13 protein-coding genes are annotated in these 17,487 nt (G+C 46.1%); 2 read left to right on the top strand and 11 right to left on the bottom strand.

The genetic code is table 11. From position 1 onward, the window contains the following. Positions 1 to 13 precede the first annotated feature (13 nt). The 6 genes from pssE to BM101_RS03910 all read right to left on the bottom strand — a co-directional run bounded on the left by pssE (position 14) and on the right by BM101_RS03910 (position 6,462). Positions 14 to 490 (bottom strand): PssE/Cps14G family polysaccharide biosynthesis glycosyltransferase, encoded by a 477-nt coding sequence (gene pssE / locus BM101_RS03935; protein WP_087033579.1) that lies wholly within the window; start codon positions 488 to 490, stop codon positions 14 to 16. Between the two features lie 9 nt (positions 491 to 499). Beyond that, complete coding sequence (gene pssD / locus BM101_RS03930; protein ID WP_093399832.1) at positions 500 to 976, bottom strand: PssD/Cps14F family polysaccharide biosynthesis glycosyltransferase; 477 nt, start codon at positions 974 to 976, stop codon at positions 500 to 502. Positions 977 to 999: 23 nt separating this feature from the next. Then, positions 1,000 to 2,253, bottom strand: a complete 1,254-nt coding sequence (locus BM101_RS03925) for a nucleotide sugar dehydrogenase (protein WP_177194361.1) — start codon at positions 2,251 to 2,253, stop codon at positions 1,000 to 1,002. 346 nt (positions 2,254 to 2,599) lie between these two features. Continuing rightward, positions 2,600 to 4,012 (bottom strand): sugar transferase, encoded by a 1,413-nt coding sequence (locus tag BM101_RS03920; RefSeq protein ID WP_087033577.1) that lies wholly within the window; start codon positions 4,010 to 4,012, stop codon positions 2,600 to 2,602. 626 nt (positions 4,013 to 4,638) lie between these two features. Further along, the gene (locus BM101_RS03915) at positions 4,639 to 5,061 is read right to left on the bottom strand and encodes an HIT family protein (RefSeq protein WP_087033576.1); all 423 of its coding nucleotides are present in this window, start codon (positions 5,059 to 5,061) and stop codon (positions 4,639 to 4,641) included. 411 nt (positions 5,062 to 5,472) lie between these two features. Next, positions 5,473 to 6,462: a Gfo/Idh/MocA family protein gene (locus BM101_RS03910; protein WP_087033575.1), complete on the bottom strand. Its 990-nt coding sequence runs from the start codon at positions 6,460 to 6,462 to the stop codon at positions 5,473 to 5,475. A gap of 213 nt (positions 6,463 to 6,675) precedes the next feature. Between BM101_RS03910 and BM101_RS03905 the strand changes: the two genes are divergently transcribed. Further along, entirely contained in the window at positions 6,676 to 7,122 is a 447-nt protein-coding gene (locus tag BM101_RS03905; protein ID WP_087033574.1) for a YhcH/YjgK/YiaL family protein, read from the top strand. A 341-nt stretch (positions 7,123 to 7,463) separates the two neighbouring features. On the opposite strand, the gene BM101_RS03900 is transcribed toward BM101_RS03905, so the two are convergent. The 5 genes from BM101_RS03900 to BM101_RS03880 form a co-directional block, all read right to left on the bottom strand. After that, the gene (locus BM101_RS03900) at positions 7,464 to 8,006 is read right to left on the bottom strand and encodes an apurinic/apyrimidinic endonuclease family protein (RefSeq protein ID WP_087033573.1); all 543 of its coding nucleotides are present in this window, start codon (positions 8,004 to 8,006) and stop codon (positions 7,464 to 7,466) included. 267 nt (positions 8,007 to 8,273) lie between these two features. Next, entirely contained in the window at positions 8,274 to 9,716 is a 1,443-nt protein-coding gene (locus BM101_RS03895) for an RNA-binding domain-containing protein (RefSeq protein ID WP_245825783.1), read from the bottom strand. A 223-nt stretch (positions 9,717 to 9,939) separates the two neighbouring features. Continuing rightward, a complete protein-coding gene (locus BM101_RS03890; protein WP_245825781.1) occupies positions 9,940 to 10,587 on the bottom strand; it encodes a winged helix-turn-helix domain-containing protein in 648 nt (215 codons plus the stop codon). A 702-nt stretch (positions 10,588 to 11,289) separates the two neighbouring features. Further along, complete coding sequence (gene uvsE / locus BM101_RS03885) at positions 11,290 to 12,603, bottom strand: UV DNA damage repair endonuclease UvsE (protein ID WP_256212119.1); 1,314 nt, start codon at positions 12,601 to 12,603, stop codon at positions 11,290 to 11,292. A gap of 137 nt (positions 12,604 to 12,740) precedes the next feature. Then, positions 12,741 to 15,251 carry a CoA-disulfide reductase gene (locus tag BM101_RS03880; RefSeq protein WP_087033570.1) on the bottom strand — a complete coding sequence of 837 codons (2,511 nt, stop codon included), beginning with the start codon at positions 15,249 to 15,251 and terminating at the stop codon, positions 12,741 to 12,743. A 724-nt stretch (positions 15,252 to 15,975) separates the two neighbouring features. Between BM101_RS03880 and BM101_RS03870 the strand changes: the two genes are divergently transcribed. Beyond that, the gene (locus BM101_RS03870) at positions 15,976 to 16,812 is read left to right on the top strand and encodes a nuclease-related domain-containing protein (RefSeq protein WP_087033568.1); all 837 of its coding nucleotides are present in this window, start codon (positions 15,976 to 15,978) and stop codon (positions 16,810 to 16,812) included. The last annotated feature ends 675 nt before the right edge of the window (positions 16,813 to 17,487 follow it).

The following is a 17,487-nucleotide window of genomic DNA, read 5'->3' as shown; positions in this document are numbered from 1 at the left end:
TCCATCCTTAATTTTAGGAATTAATATATTCTTTCAACGACTCTAAAAAACATAAAGTATTTGATTCATATTCATTATATACAAGGGATTTCGCCCCATTAATTGCACTTCCGAGACATTCTACATCCAAACAATCACAAATCAAATTAAGTTCTTTAAACTGCGTAATTAATTGTAATTGATGATCATCGACATGTTCATTAAATCTTTTCAACCTAGGTATTGCTACAACTTTTTTTCCCTGTTTAACAGCGCCGATAATAGCACCTGTTCCTCCATGTGTAATCACCATATCACATCGACTCATAATCTCCTCAAACGTTTTTCTATCCAAAAAAGCTTTGTACTCGTAATTCTTCGGCTCATAATCGCTTGCACCAATTTGTGCAAATACTTCCTCAGTGATTTCACCTTGCCCAATCAACTCATCAACCTTTTTTAAAAGACGATTGAATTGAAACTTCTGCGAACCTAACGTAACAAAAATCATTTTTACACCTCAATATATTCCTCCAAGATAAATAGCATCCGGATAGACTTCTTTCATTTGTGACCATTGAATATAGAAGCGATCAGCAAACCTATACATCAATCTTCCTGTTTTTGTCGGCGATGTCACCTTTGCAAACGACTCAATATAAATCAGTTTTCCACCAAACAGTTTTACTAGTAAGCACATTGGAATCATTGACAAAACACCAGTGCAAATCACAAAAGTTGGCCGTTCCTTAAAAAATATGTACAAAGACATAAATGCATTAATAGTCATCCGAAAAATACAGCTTTTTTCCTCTCGGTTAACTTGCATTATATGATAAGTTCTTATTCCTTTGGCATCAGCCGCGTAAGCCATTCTCTCTGTCAGTACAAAACCATCATATTCATCTAACAACGGTTTTAACATCATTAACTGTTCATAATGTCCACCAGAAGACGCAGCAAGACATAATTTTTTCTTTTTTGTTTTTACACGCATACATGAAACTCCTTTCTTAATTATTAATCACGCCTAAACAAATCACGCGTATAAACCTTATCTTCCATATCATCCAAAACACTATCATAACGGTTCGCAATAATGGCATCAGATTTTTTCTTGAATTCTTCCAAATCATTGACTACCTTGCTACCAAAGAATGTACTACCATTTTCCAAATTCGGTTCATACACGATAACTGTCGCGCCTTTTGCCTTAACACGCTTCATAACGCCTTGAATGCTACTCTGACGAAAATTATCACTATCTGCCTTCATCGTCAATCTAAATACTCCAATCGTCACAGGTTTCTCTTGTGAACTGTCATACGAGTTGTGCTCACAGTAAGCGTAATATCCTGCCATTTGTAGCACACGATCCGCAATAAAATTTTTTCTTGTGCGGTTTGCCTCAACGATTGCCTCAATAAGATTCTCAGGAACGTCTTGATAGTTAGCTAGCAGTTGCTTTGTGTCTTTCGGCAAACAGTAGCCCCCGTAGCCAAAAGACGGATTATTGTAGTGACTACCAATACGAGGATCAAGACAAACACCAGCAATAATCTGTTTGGTATTCAATTCCTTTATCTCTGCGTAGGTATCCAACTCATTGAAGTAACTAACTCGTAATGCGAGATATGTGTTTGCAAACAACTTCACAGCCTCTGCTTCAGTAAATCCCATAAATAGAGTATCGATATTCTCCTTAACAGCACCTTCCTGCAACAGACCAGCAAATGTATGTGCAGATTCTATGAGACGCTCATCTTCCATATCCGTGCCGACAATAATTCTAGAAGGATACAGATTGTCATATAGAGCCTTACCCTCACGCAGGAACTCTGGACTGAAGATGATGTTCTTACTCCCAGTCTTCTCACGAATTGATTGTGTGTAACCCACTGGGATTGTGGACTTGATGACCATAATCGCATTTGGGTTATACTCCATCACCAGCCTAATTACCGTCTCAACAGCAGATGTGTCAAAGTAATTGCGCTTACTGTCGTAGTTCGTAGGAGCAGCTATAACAACAAAATCAGCATCGCTGTATGCTTCCATTGCATCCAGCGTTGCAATTAAGTCCAAGTCTTTTGTGGCTAGATATTCCTCTATTTCCTTGTCCACGATAGGAGATTTTTTATTATTAATCATCTCGACCTTTTCCGGGATGATATCTACTGCATATACTTTGTTTTGCTGCGCAAACAGAATAGCATTGCTTAAACCCACATAGCCTGTACCAGCAACAGCAATTTTTAATTTCTTGTTTTCCATAATTACAAATTCTCTCCCTCTCTAAATTCAATTTATTCTATATAAATGAGGTAATATTCTATCCCTCGAGATACTTGATATCTAAATATACAACCTTTTCATAGTCCCTATATCACTACAGCCACTCACCCTTAACATTTCTGTCAGCCTAGGACTTGTTGCCAAACTTTTCCCGTGATGAAGCTTATGTTTCACATACTTATCTACCATGGGTAATCTTTTAATTACAAGATTACTCTTCAGTACATTAAACAGTTGCGGAAGTTTTGCTAAACGTAAGGATGAAGGATCCCGCCCCCTGATGAAGTATTCTATACCACATATGAATGTCATAAAACATATTATTTTATACAGACCCTTTTCTGCCCAATACAACTCCCACCGTTTTAAATAGGATCTTCAGATATAACCCCAAAGAAAAATTGCTGATATATTCTGTATCCAGTTTCACGACTTCCTCAAAGTCTGTGATATCACTTCTGCCGCTCACCTGCCACATACCCGTTAGACCCGGTTTTGCTGCTAGTCTGCGCTTATGATGCAGCTTATAGTTTTCATATTCGTCCACTGTCGGTGGTCTTGTTCCGACAAGACTCATATCCCCTTTTAGGATATTGATGCTTTGCGGCAATTCGTCAATCGACAGGCGACGGATGCAGGCTCCTATCGGCATAATCCGTGGATCGTTGTCCATCTTGAACATCAGGCCATCCATCTTGTTTTGGGCCATCAGTTCTTTCTTGCGTTCTTCGGCATCCATATACATGGAACGGAATTTGTAGATGCGGAAGCGTCTGCCGTTCCGGCCTACCCTCTCCTGCGAGAAGAAGATCGGACCGGGCGATTGGATGTAGATGACCGGCGCGAAGATGATGAAGGCTACGATCATCGCCAGACAGCCGACCAAGCCGCCGAAGATGTCGATCACTCTTTTGAAGAACAACTGGCGCGTCGTCGCCATCTTGATGCTGGTGGTCAGCACCGTATACCCGTTGATTTCTTCCACCACTTTATTCGGCATGTCGCTGGATATGTGGTCCAAGGAGATATGGACGGTGATGCCCATATCCACTAAGACGTCTGTGATCCGCTCGATTTCTTCATCCGAATGGCGTGCATTGATGAACACGCCATCGACGGTGTTGGTCCGGAGATACTCCGCTAGCGTAGCCTGACTGGCCACCACCGGGACACCCTTCACCGTTTCATTTTCCATGTCGGCATCGACGACCGCTATGCCTTTCACGACATAATCGCTGTACGTCGCCGTCTGTAGTTGTTCAATCGTATTCTCAACCGATGACTGTGAGGTGACGACTAGCATGTACGACTGATTCTTTTCCTGCGCATAGGCGCGGAACAGGGCTTTCTTCAACAAGACCCGCGCGCCCCACATCAGGATACAATTCAAGCCCCACATCGTGAACAGCACACTACGGGAGTAATCCCCCGAACGCTGCGTCATGAACATATAGAAGACGATCAACGCCAACAGGATGCAGTTATGCTGCAGCACGGCCTTGAACTCCTTCAGATAGCCCCTTCTCAAGATGCCGGAATACTCTTCCGTGAAGAAGACGATGAAGATATGCAAAATAGGCATAATGACTCCCAGAACTGCATAAATCTGGATTGAGTACGGCGAGACCCAACCAAAACGCAATATAAATGAAAGTATAAATGCCAATTCCAAACTTAAAATATCAATAACCGTAAAATCAAAATGTTTCACCCAAGCACTCGTTGCGACCTTGTACATCCCACAGCCCCCTCAGCAATTTAGAACAACCCTTTAAACGAAATAAGTAACAAGCTCCTGCAGTCCTATCTTCTTACATAAGCAGCTTAGACCGTCATACGCTTGAAATATCCGTAAACAAAAAGCAATCACATTTCCTGTTTCTTGCTATTCCACAGCGCATTTTCGAATCATATTTCTTTTTTTTATATTAAAATTTGCAAAGAATTAAAAAAATCTTAAAGCTTTTATAATGATACCACTATTAAATTGCAATTTGCACCAAAAATATCGATAATACCTCAATAATTACACACTCTTTACAATTATTTCCGTATATTGCAAATGAAGGCGCATTCAATCGTAAACATTCCGGGTATTCGTCTTTATTCCGCCACAAAAGATGTTTTACAGATTTATCATTCGTGCCACCGTCAGTTTGGATGGATTATTGCCTAACCGCTCGATAATGCAGCAACTATTTCCTGACATCAAAAAAGAGCTTTCGCCGTCCGCTCACGGCCGCCTTTGAAGGTAGTCATGATTGGACGAAGAAAACTCTCTGTTATTCATATTTTCTACAATTTTCTGCGTGGATTTTCATACAGCGGGTTGCTCCACCTGTATCAGGATCAGCAATGCTTGTATTACATGTTTGTGCGGATTTGTTCAGCCAATGCTTCGTATTCAGCGTCCGTCAATGTCACGCGGCCCGGGTTCATGTCGAACGTTGATCCCCATTCGAAGGCATCCTCTTTGTACTTCGGCACAAGGTGGAAGTGAAGGTGTTTACCAGTGTCTCCGTAAGCACCGTAGTTCACTTTTTCAGGATTGAAAGCTTTGTGCAAAGCGTTCGCCACTTTTGCGATGTCTGCGAAGTAGCCGTTGCGTTCTTCGTCAGTGATGTTCACCAATTCGCTCACGTGATCTTTGTAGGCAACGATGACGCGGCCTTTGTGGCTTTGTTCCTTGAAGATATAGACCTTGCTGTAATCCAATTCGCAGCATGGGTAGCCGAATGCTGCAACTAGTTCGCCTTCCATACAATAAGCACAATTTTGATCTTTCATCAATAAAAACCTCCTGTTAGTAGTATTTCTCTTTGCGTAAATCAGAAGGCTTATCTGCGAAGCTGTTTTGTCCCCTCGCATAGAAGCGGACAAAACAGCATCGATAAAGCAGTACTGATTCAATATTCTTATCATACGGTCGAATAAATACAGTGTCAATGAATCCACGGCCGTTCTCTTGCCCCCATGATTGGAATTGTACGGTTTCTGTCACAATTTGAGAGCTTACTGAGGGCCGTCGGCACATAGGCCAAGAAGCTTATTTTTGTATTTCTTTGAAGGGAACGTTACCCTATTGCGGCAGGATTCGATTCTTTTTATTGCTTCACACAATCGAAAGAAGCTCACGGCGGACGTGCCGTTCGTTACGTTTCGGCATCCTTTTCAGCGTAACAGCTTCCGGTACGAAGGTCAGCTCTCGTATCTTTCGCGATAATCCTTCAGCAACACATCGAACATCCGGATACCGTTCGCTGCGCTGGCGGCATCGGCGGGGCTCTTGCCTTTTCCGTTCAATTCGTCGACGACGGTTTGGATAAACGGCATGGCGACATGCTCCGGCGTTTCGAAAGTGAAGGTCGTTGTTTTCCCGTCCTTGATGAGGCGGATCCATTCGAAGCTCGTCCCTTCGAAGACCAAAGACCCTTCCGAACCGATGATCGTCACCTCATCCAGATCGAAGGCCGCGACATAGCACCAGGCGGCCGATCCGACCACACCGTTTTTGAAGCGGAAGGATGCCGAGACGGTGTCCTCCACTTCATAGAGCCCGCCTCGGTTCTCGACGATGCCGGTCATCGCGGTGATATTACCGAAATAATAAGCCAAGTAATCCAGCACATGCACTTGGATATCCAAGTCCTTTCCGCCTCCAGCGGCCGGCAACAGACGCCAAGGCAAATTGTCCTTGATGAAGTCTTCCGGCGCCGGCTGCTGGTATTGGCGGATTTCCACCAATTGCGGTTGCCCAATGGCTCCTTCGTCCAACAGTTCCTTTATTTTCTGGAATTTTCCGAGCGCTCGGCGGTAGAAGCTGACGAATACCGGCAAGCCCTTCTCTTCGGCCGCATCCAGTATCGCTTGGCATTCCTCGAACGTACGCGCCATCGGTTTCTCGATCAACGGCACCTTGTTCGCCGCGATGACTTTCATCGCATAGTCGAAGTGCGTTGCCGGCGGTGTGGCAATGTAGACGGCCGTGATCTCTTCGTCTGCCAGCAGCTCCTCCATTGTTTCATATACCTGTCCGTGTCCATGGCGTTTCACCCAATCATGCGCCTTGGCTTCCGTCCGGTTGTATACCCCTTTCAGCCGCGAGCCTTTGGATTTGTACAGCCCCGGCCCACTTTTCTTCTCCGTCACATCCCCGCAGCCGATCATTCCCCATACTGTTTCTACCATATAACTATTCCCCTTTTCTGATTGAACGCTTTATTCGATTATATCATTTGGGCACTATACGCACTTTTAACTAATTCCGTTGCGTAAGAGATAAAATGACACATTGGCACAAAACGTTCACTTTTGAGAGGCTGTAAGCCCTACCCAAAGTAGAAAAAGTGAACTATAATTTAAGAATTCATATAATTTCACTGACACGGAGGAACGTTTATTATGATTATTGATACGCTTGCGAATATGGAACTATACAAGGATTTCAACGAAAAGATCTACAAGGGGCTTACCTTCCTGAAGGAAACGGATGTCGCGACTCTGCCAGTCGGAAGATATGACATCGATGGGGACGCTGTTTTTGCCTTGGTACAGGAATACGAGACGAAACCTTTGGATGAATGCCGTTGGGAAGCCCACTACAAATACACCGATATCCAGTATGTCGTGCAGGGCGCAGAACAGATGGGCTACACGAACATCGCGGGCACAACCAAAACGGAAGACAGACCTGCGGATGATGTCTATTTCCTGGTTGCCGTTGGCGATCTGCTTCAGGTGAAGGAAGGCTTCTTCGCGGTGTTCACACCAGAAGATGCGCATATGCCGGGCATCGCTATTGAAGAACCGAAGCCTATCAAGAAAGTCGTCATCAAGGTAGCGCTATAGCATCAAAAGAACCGCGCAATCGGCCTAGGTCGTGGCGTCGGTTGCTCCGACGAACAGTACGTCCGCCGGAGGTGGGGATGCCAGTGATAGGTTTTCTCCGGTGAGCGATTGCTGGCCGGAGATGGGGCGTGGGTGGGGCCTGTCCTCCGGTGAACGGGTGCTCATCGGAGTTTCGGGTTTACGGGTGTACTCTTCTCCGGCGGAACCGGCTCTCGCCGGAGTTCGGGGCGTGGCGCCGGGTTATCATAGGATTTCTGCGATAGATTAACATCTGAATACTGAAAAAATCAAGCCAAGGCATTGGAGAACGTGCCTTGGCTTGATTTTTTCTTTGATTGGATTCAGTCGAGATAGAAATACAGCGACTGCAGCAGATAAACTTCTTCGTATTTTTCCGCCAATTTCAGTAGTTGCCTCTTTACCGTGGCGAGGGCATCCTCGATCAGCCGGTAGAACTCCGTGACAGGATAGGCGGACTTGTCCTTCAACAGCGTCCTGATGGATTGGTAATCAGCCGCCGCTTTTTCGAGGATGGTGTATTTGTAGCGGCCCCACTCCTTTTCCAACAGGGACAGCCTTTTCTCGGGAAGTGTTGCATTTACGCATTTGACGGCCGAAAGATTCTTATCCTTCACTTCCAGCATGATGTCGATTTGCTTGTCTTCCAGCTTCTCGTAGAAAGCCAGGAATGTGTCCAAGACGATGGTGTCGGTATGTGCACCGGGCCGTTTCCCGGGGGCTGGTTGGGAATAATGGATTTTCTGCTTGCCGTCCTCTTCCTTCCAAGTCTTGCCGGCTTCGCGGATCCAGTAGTTGTCCGTCCCTTCGGCTGGCGGCCGTCTTGTCGCCGTAGATGCGGTCGACACGTCCGCATATTCCGACAACTAACGGATCGTCATGCAGACTATGAGTGATTCGTTCTGGAAAATGCATTCATAGATTTTGAAGTCCGTTTCGTTGAATTTCCGAACCATTTCCGCGTTGAATATCGTGATCACCCCGCCTTTGCTTAGCAGTGTGTATCTATTCGCTTATGCTGTTTTTTGGATTATCACCCTCGTACATCCAATGATTATAGTATACGGTGTTGGGAATATATCAACTTACTCTACATTACTCTACATTACTCTACATTACTCTACATTACTTTGTCATGATTTAGATACGATGTTTTCTAAAGAGTAGTACTGAGTGGGGTCTTTAGGGGTTGTTCCATGCCATGCAACCAGCTTTTTCTGTAACATTTTTCGCAATAAGACCCTGCTGTACCCCGTACTTTTCCCTAATAGCTCGGCGGTTTCTTTTACCGTGATTCTGTCATAATTGTATAAATATGCAATAACCGCAGTCTCAGCTCTGTCCAAACTATCAAAATTCAGATTTCCCATATATTCATCTAATCTATCTGTATCCCTTAGATGACGAGAAGTGACGCTGTTTTCCAAAACGAGTAGCACAGAATTCTTGTTAGGTTCACTATATTTAGGGTCGTTTAGAAACGACAGTTGCATTTCATCATAAATTCTGTTTACACCCTCATTCAATTCTTTGACCCAGCCAAACTCTGATAAAGTACGTGCAATTCTTGGATTACGAGCATATCTTGTATGTCTCATATTTTCAATAGTAACTACATTGGGCAAAGCACCTGGACTAAAAATTTCTAACCTATCATCATACATACTTATCCTTACATAATCACCTTTAAAAGAGTAGTCTCTGTGTGTTAACGCATTTACGATACCTTCAAACCAAGCAAACTCAGGGTATTCCGGAATCACAGTAAATTTCCCATCCTCTTTTAAATATTGAAATTCACGAAGTTGTGACTTGACATCTTTCGTTATTTTTTCAATCAACATTGGAATTGGCCCCTCATAGTCAAATTCCTTGATGATGTTTAAACGCTTGCCAGTCTCACTCTTTTTCCCATCATACCTTAAAAACCGAATTCTTGAATTGGGTAAATGCAAGAATGTATTCTTTCCAAAAAGCAACATTCCCGCATTTGTAAGGTTCCCATTTTTCATTAATCCTCGCCCATTTAATATAGTTTCAGTAGGAATTGTTTCAGCCCGCTTTAACGATTTATATGCAGCCATTAAACCTTCATCTATATCAGAAAGGCCACTATCAACGATTTCTAAATCTTCAAACATTCTTTGACCTTTATCAAACTCTAAATTAGTAATCTGGTCATGTGTTAATCTGACACTTTTATCTCCGATACGCAGATAGACTTCATCGTTTGATGCAAATATAACAGAATTTATACTCGGTTCCACCTCAATAATCAACAATGAATCTTGTTTCCCGGATTCGTTATTAATAGCAATTTCTTTATATCTAAACACAGGATTGGGTTTAGTCATCGTATTGATTGCTAAAATAAATTCATCAGGACTACTAGCCCCTTGAAAGTTAAACCCTGTTACTTCGCCTTTATCTTCTATTCCAATAACCAAATTACCACCATCTGCATTCGCAAACGCAACTATGTGTTTGATGATATCTCTTGGTTTTATTCGTGCGCTCTTTCGATCGAAATACTGATTTTCCTTATGTTTAATAAATCTTTCCAGTTCATTGTCCACAGAAAATACCCTCCTCCATTTATAAACATTAAAATCCATCCTATCGTAAAAATAGAATGCGAATATATTTACATTGTATTTGTGACGATTTCTGATAGAACTGCTTGATTAACCAAATAAGCAGTAAATCAGGAATCCTAAGATTCTCTTTCCATTAATCCAAAGGGAATCAGTTTCTTTTCAACGCGCCTTTTTCTAGCGCATCGCAAAATGGTTGAATAATTTAAGTTGTACTACTGCGTGCATTGGTGAGGATTGTTTTCACTTCGGATACGCCAATAGGCAATATAATGGGCTCATTGACAATGAGATCAATCAACAATTTTTCCAGCTTCGGCAGATGATAATTCCCTCGTATTCGATTCAAAGGGGCATCTACATATAGTCTATTGACGATGATATTTTCCTCGCGAGGCGATGTATAGAGATCATAAATCCCTTTATCCGGACTAAGATATACATTTGGGTATCGATCTTTCACAAAATGAAAAACGGAATCCAACGCATCTATATCCACTTCCAAAATGATATTTTTGGACTGATACATATGTCCTGTAAGACCCGCCAGCCACTCAGTAGGATATAAAGAAAAATTGACATAAGGATACTTTTCTTGGATCAGCCGTGCCAGATCCTTCATATTTTCTGTCTGTTCAGGCATAAATACCTTCTTTTCCTGCAAAGCGAAGACCCCTCTTTTCGGACTATAAATGATGTTCGCTTGCTTCAAATGATAAATGCGCCAACGCAACGTATTAACTTTTAAGTCCGGTTCAAAAGTCCGATAAAATTCTAAAAGTTGTTGTGTCGTCACTAATTGATTCTGTTTAAGGAAATTTTCCAATTCAGATAGTTTAAGTGCAGAAGACATAGCAAATCCTCCGTTTGTTTGACTCCATCATAACCAAATAAATGGGTCAAAACAATAAGATGACCCGATTATTTGGTTATTTAAATGATGTTGTTGTTCAGATATTTTCTTAACTGATGGAGAATTCTTTCAGGAATGTCCTATTCGGGAAGAAATATCAGCGCTCCAGTATTTGCATTCTTTCGTCTGCCAGTGTGGTGTTGCCGTGCTCCGACGAACAGTACGTTCGCCGGAGGTGGGGATGCCAGTGATAGGTTTTCTCCGGTGAGCGATTGCTGGCCGGAGATGGGGGCATGGGCGTGGCCTGTCCTCCGGTGAACGGGTGCTCATCGGAGTTGCGGGTTTACGGGTGTACTCTTCTCCGGCGGAACCGGCTCTCGCCGGAGTTCGGGGCGTGGCGTCGTGTGCTCCGACGAACAGTACGTTCGCCGGAGTTGCAATTGCCGGTGATCGGTTTTCTCCGGTGAGCGATTGCTGGCCGGAGATGGGGCGTGTGTGAAGCCTGTCCTCCGGTGAACGGGTGCTCATCGGAGTTGCGGATTTACGGGTGTACTCTTCTCCGGCGGAACCGGCTCTCGCCGGAGTTCGGGGCGTGGCGCCGGGTTATCATAGGATTTCTGTGATAGATTAACATCTGAATACTGAAAAAAATCAAGCCAAGGCATTGGAACGTGCCCGGGTTTGATTTTTCTTTGATTGGGTTCAGTCGAAATAGAAATACAACGATTGCAGTAAATACTTCTCTTCATGCTCAATCGCTAATTTGAACAACTGACGTTTTACCGTACCGAGGCTACCTGTGCCGTTGCGGTAGTTGTCCAATTTTTTCCGGAACTGGTCCCTCTCCTTTTCGGTAACATTATTCTTGAAGTAGCCCCATACGTGCAAAGCTGCATTCTCGGCACTGCCCGGGAGGGTTTCCTTGGCGAGGGCATCCTCGATCAGCCGGTAGAACTCTACAACCGGATAGGCGGTCTTGTCCTTCAAGAGCGTCCGGATCGATTGGTAATCAGCCGCCGATTTTTCGAGGATGGTGTACTTGTAGCGGCCCCACTCCTTCTCCAGCAAGGATAGCCTTTTTTCGGGAAGTATCGCATTGACACATTTGACGGCGGAAAGGTTCTTGTCCTTCACTTCCAGCATGATGTCAATCTGTTTGTCTTCCAACTTTTCGTAGAAAGTAAGGAATGTGTCCAAGACGATGGTATCGGTATGTGCACCGGGCCGTTTCCCGGGAGCCTGTTGGGAATAATGGATCTTTTGTTTGCCGTCCTCTTCCTTCCAAGTCTTGCCGGCTTCGCGGGTCCAGTAGCTGTCCGTTCCTCCGGCTGGCGGTGGGTTGACGGCATGGTGCAAATTGTCGAAAACCGCCGGTATTTCCAACCGGTTCGCAAGTTCCAACACTTCTTCGATGTTGTAGAGCTGGTCATCGTTCTCGATGACTAGCCGGTGCTTGACGGCATCCGACAGACTTTCGAAGTTCGCGGCGAAGCGTTCCATGGCGGCCGTCTTGTCTCCGTAGATGCCGCCGACGTGCAGGACGATTTTGTGTGCGTTGCCGACACCCAGATACTCGAGCATTTTGTTGTGGTAGTCCAACTCCAGGATGGCGCGCGCCACGACATCCTCTGTCGGCGAGTTCAGGACGGTGTATTGTCCCGGATGGAAGGACACCCGCATCCCGCTCTTCTCTATCTTCGCCCCGATGCTTCGGAATGCCTCCTGGTGGATATCCCACCAGGGAAACCTATTGACTGGGCTGGAGCCAAACGGGATCAAATCCGAACTGATGCGAAACAGCTTGATGTTGTTCTTCCAGTTGTAGTCGATCATCTTCTCCAACGCGGCGAGATTGTGAGCGGTCATTTCCGTCAGCTTCTCGGCTGTTGCATTGCGCTGCATCACGCTTCTCATCTTGGTGCCCGGTGTCCCGATGTTCAGACAAGCATAGCCGATGCTCATGGTGTATCCCTCCTTATGCATATCCATTTGTTGTTGCTTATCTATTTCCATCATAAATGGTTTTATCCGAATCTCCTAGTTGTATGCCTATAGACAAAGAAGCCTTCCCGACGACCAAATGGTTTGTCGGGAAGGCTTCTTTTGTCATTGCATGGGTATGGGGTACTCTTCCATTTCCCGGATTAATCTTATTAGATGAACAAATTCAAGTTTGCATCCATCGTGTCGCCGATGTAGGTTGCTACGCCGCCGAAGTCTACGCCGGCGATGATTTCTTCCTCTTTGATGCCCATGATGTCCATGCTCATCGTGCAGGCTACCATCTTCACGCCCATTTTTTGCGCTTGGGCGATCATGACCGGCAGGCTGTCGACGTTCTTTTGTTTCATGACAGCTTGGATCATCTTCGATCCCACACCGCTCATGTTCATTTTCGAGATTGGCAATTGGCCGGCGTGGTTCGGCAACATGATGTCGAACATTCTTTCCATGCCGCGTTTCGCCACGTTCACTCTTTCCGGACGCTTGATGACGTTCAAGCCCCAGAAAGTAAAGAACATCGTCACTTGTTTGCCGTACGCTGCCGCTCCGTTGGCGATGATGAAGGAGGCCAAGGCTTTGTCCAAGTCTCCACTGAAGACAACCATCGTCGCGCCGTCTTTTGTTTCCTGCAGGACTGGTGCTTGCGCTGCTTGGGCCGCCATCGCTGTCGGGTTGAAGCCGGCTACCGGTGTTGCTGGAACTGCAGGAGCCGTTTTCCCTTTAGAGATGTGGGCGCGCACGATTTTGCCGTCGATTTCTTTCGAGATCAAGGTGTTGCCGGTGTTCTTCGTCCATGAAGCGATATCGCTCAGGAAGCCGAAGTCGGAAGCTTCGATGATCAATTCTTGGCCGTCAACCATCTTGTCCATATTTTCCTTCACCTTCAGGATTGGGCCTGGGCATTGCAGTCCGCAGGCATCGACTTGGATCGTGTTGGCTGCTGCTTGTGCCGGTGCGGTCGCATGGGCAGGCTGCACATGTACAGCTGCTTCCGGAATTTCCTCTTTATAAGTCAAAGTCGTATTGGCTTGTTTGTACGTCTTGAAGCCGCCGTCCAGATTCTTGACGGTGAAGCCGTTTTGCATCAGGATGCGGGCTGCGTTGTAGCCGCGGTGGCCGACTTGGCAGAACACGTAGATGGTTTCGTCTTTCGGCAATTCGCTCATGCGGTCGCGGATATCACCCAATGGGATCGTGTAGGCATTGCCCAGGACACCGGTCGCCCATTCAAAGTCTTCGCGGACATCCAACAGGAAGGCGCCTTTTTTGATTAGGACATCCACTTCATGCCATTGGAAAGTATCAATCGTACCTTCCAAGATGTTGGAAGCCACATAGCCGGCGATGTTTGCTGGATCTTTGGCGGATGAATAAGGCGGTGCGTATGCCAATTCCAAATCCGGCAAATCGTAGACGGTCGCGCCAAGTTTCATGGCTGTCGCGATGACGTCGACGCGTTTTTCGACGCCTTCCATCCCTACTGCCTGCACACCCAAAATCTTGCCGTCCAAGCCGAACAACAATTTGATGTCCAACGGGGAAGCCCCTGGATAGTAGCCCGCGTGTGAGTTCGGGTGGATATGGACCACTTTATAGTCGGTGCCTACGCGTTTCAATGTCTTTTCGTTGTTTCCGGCTGACGCAACGGTCAATTCAAATACTTTCGCAACCGATGTTCCCATCGTGCCTTTGTAGCGGACGTCCATGCCGTTCAGGTGGTCAGCCACCAAGCGGCCTTGGCGGTTAGCCGGCCAAGCCAATGGCACGACGGTCGGGCTGCCGTTGACGAAGTCTGTTACTTCGATGACATCCCCTACAGCAAAGATATCCGGATCGGATGTCTGCAGCTGGTCGTTGACGACGATGGCGCCTCTTACGCCCGTTTCCAATTTTGCATCGAGAGCCAAATTGTTTTCCGGCATCACGCCGATGGACAGGATGGTCATGTCGGTCGGAATGACTTTTCCGCTGTTCAAACGGACTTGCGAGCCGTTATTTTCGAAGGCTTTGACGCCGTCATTCAAGATCAAGTTGACGTTGTGCATGTCGATGTGGGCGTGGACGGATTGCGCCATCTCGAAGTCGATCGGTGCCATGACCTGGTCGCTCATTTCCACTAACGATACTTGGATGCCCAAATCCCATAGGTTTTCCATCATTTCCAGGCCGATGAAGCCGCCGCCGATGACGGTTGCTTTCTTGACTTGGTGCTCGTTGATATAAGCTTTGATCTTGTCCATATCAGGAATGTTACGCAATGTGAAAACGTTCTCCGCTTTGTTGATGCCGTCGATTGCCGGTTTGATGGGCTTTGCGCCGGTCGAGATGATCAATTTGTCGTAGCTTTCCTCTGTAATTGTGTTTGTTTGCACATTTTTGACCGAGATTGTTTTCTTGTCGCGGTTGATTTTTATGACTTCGCTGAAGTTCTTGATGTCGACATTGAATTTTTTCGCCATGCCGCCGACCGTTTCCAGCAACAGGTTATCGCGTTCTTGGATGGTGCCGCCGATGTAGTACGGCAAGCCGCAGTTCGCGAAGGAAATGTATTCGCCCTTCTCGAAGATGACGATTTCGTCTTCCTCATTCAGTCTTCTCAAGCGCGCCGCTGCAGTAGCTCCGCCGGCCACGCCGCCGATGATCACAATTTTACGTTTCATATATATAATCCTCATTTCACAAAGTTTTATGTTTTTTGTTTTGTTGTCACTATAATACCCCGGTAGGTATAATTTGTAAAGCGATATGTGTCGGTTTTGTTAAAACTTTTTTGCACAAGCAGAAGAATCCCGGCACAGCGGCGACCGTGTTGGGGCCGCCGCGTGCTCCGGTGAACCGTGGGTTCCCCGGAGTTGAGGTTGCCGGTAATGATTCTGCTCCGATGGGAGGAATGTTGGCCGGAGGAGACTCGTTTCCGGGCGGACGAACTCCGGCGAAGCCTAGCTGTCCGGAGGTAATATTTTTTTGGAGTCTCTTCTCCGGCGAAAGTGCACTTCACCGGAGAAGCGCGGATGCTCCGACCAAGGTGGCGTTCGCCGGGGAACGGAGTCTTCCGGGATACCCTGCTCCGGCGTGGGGAATGTTGGCCGGAGGAGACTCGTTCCCGGGCGACCGAACTCCGGCGAAGCCTAACTGTCCGGAGGTAATATTTTGTTTGGAGTCTCTTCTCCGGCGAAAGTGTGGTTCACCGGAGAAGCTATGTCAGCAAAACATTCAATCCCTGTCAAAACCTTTCTTGTCGGAATATGTTCATCCAAATACTGAAGCAATTGTTCGCTATTGACGTATATTAATGGTGAACAAGGATAAGAGGTGAGCACTATCGCATACAAAGAACGAGCTAAACCGCGACTTCTCGATATTTACGAAGCATTGTATAGGCGCATGAAACTGAGTAATGACGATTATCAATACTATATGAGTCTGAAGAAAGGGTTTGAAGGCGAATGCCGATTTGACGAGTACACCGATGCGCTCGATTCGCACTGTCTGGTGCTGAACGATTTGCTGTTGAAACATAATCGATCCATCTTCCAGATTGATTCATTGGTGATTTGTTCCGACAGAATATTGCTATTTGAAGTGAAAAACTATCAAGGTGTGCATTATTGGGGGCCAGTGACATTTACCAAAACAACAGGTGTTACCTTGGAAAATCCGACACTGCAGTTGCAGAAAACCAGAGCCAGATTGGAAATTCTACTTGCTGCTTTGAGAATTCAGATGCGAATTGAGGCGTATATTGCCTACGTCAACCCGGAGTTTACACTGTTGGGTGCGCAGCGAAATGAGGATTATCTGCTTCCTAGTCAGTTACCGCATTATTTCAAGACGCTCCAACTGAAAGGCAAGTTGGAACCGGAACAAAGCCGACTGGCAGATATGTTGAAAAAGCTGCACAATCCGGACAACTTTGTGGACGAGATGCCAGAATTCTGCTACGAAAAACTCCATAAAGAATTAGTTTGTTATGCTTGCGGATCGGCAGTGCATTTCAAAGGAGGAAAATCCGTCCTTTGTCCGGTGTGCAAGAAGAAGTCGAGTGCTACAAATATAATCAAACAGAATGTTGAAGAATTCCGTTTGCTGTTTCCGAATGAAAAGATCACAACCGTCCGCATAGCGGATTGGTGCGGCGTGGCAAACAAAGATTGCGTCTACCGCATACTCAGGAGCAGTTATCGTCCCATTGGTAAAGGACATGGACGCTACTATGTATAATCCATAGATAATGGTGAAAGGCAAGAACTCCGGTGAACGTTGGCTTCACCGGAGTTCTTGCCTTTTGCGATAAAGTAGATCCGACAAGGATGTCTTTACCAAAGAACAACACTGCTCCGGCGAGGGAAATGTTGGCCGGAACAGATTTATTTCCGGGCGGTCGAACTCCGGCGAAGCCTAGCTGTCCGGAGGTAATATTTTTTGGGGAGTCTCTTCTCCGGCGAAAGTGTGGTTCACCGGAGGAGCGCGGATGCTCCGACCAAGGAAGCGTTCGCCGGGGAACGGGACCTTCAGGGGTACCCTGCTCTGGCGAGGGAAATATTGGCCGGAACAGATTTATTTCCGGGCGGCCGAACTCCGGCGAAGCCTAGCTGTGTCCGGAGGTAATATTTTTTTAGGAGTCTCTTCTCCGGCGAAAGTGCGCTTCACTGGAGGAGCGCGGATGCTCCTACCAAGGAGGAGTTGAGCGGAGAACGGAATCTTTCGGGATACCCATCTCCGGCAAGGCGAATGTTGGCCGGAGTAGATTTATTTTCAGGCGACCGAACTCCGGCGAAGCCTAGATGTCCGGAGGTAATATTTTTTGGGGAGTCTCTTCTCCGGCGAAAATGCGGTTCACCGGAGGAGCGCGGGGTCTTCCGGGAATGGATCGAAAAAACACCGCCGCACGGAAGC

The organism is Trichococcus palustris (assembly GCF_900114465.1).
GTDB lineage: Bacteria > Bacillota > Bacilli > Lactobacillales > Aerococcaceae > Trichococcus > Trichococcus palustris.
Note: the sequence above shows the minus strand (reverse complement) of the source record. Positions and strands in the feature narration are given on the sequence as shown.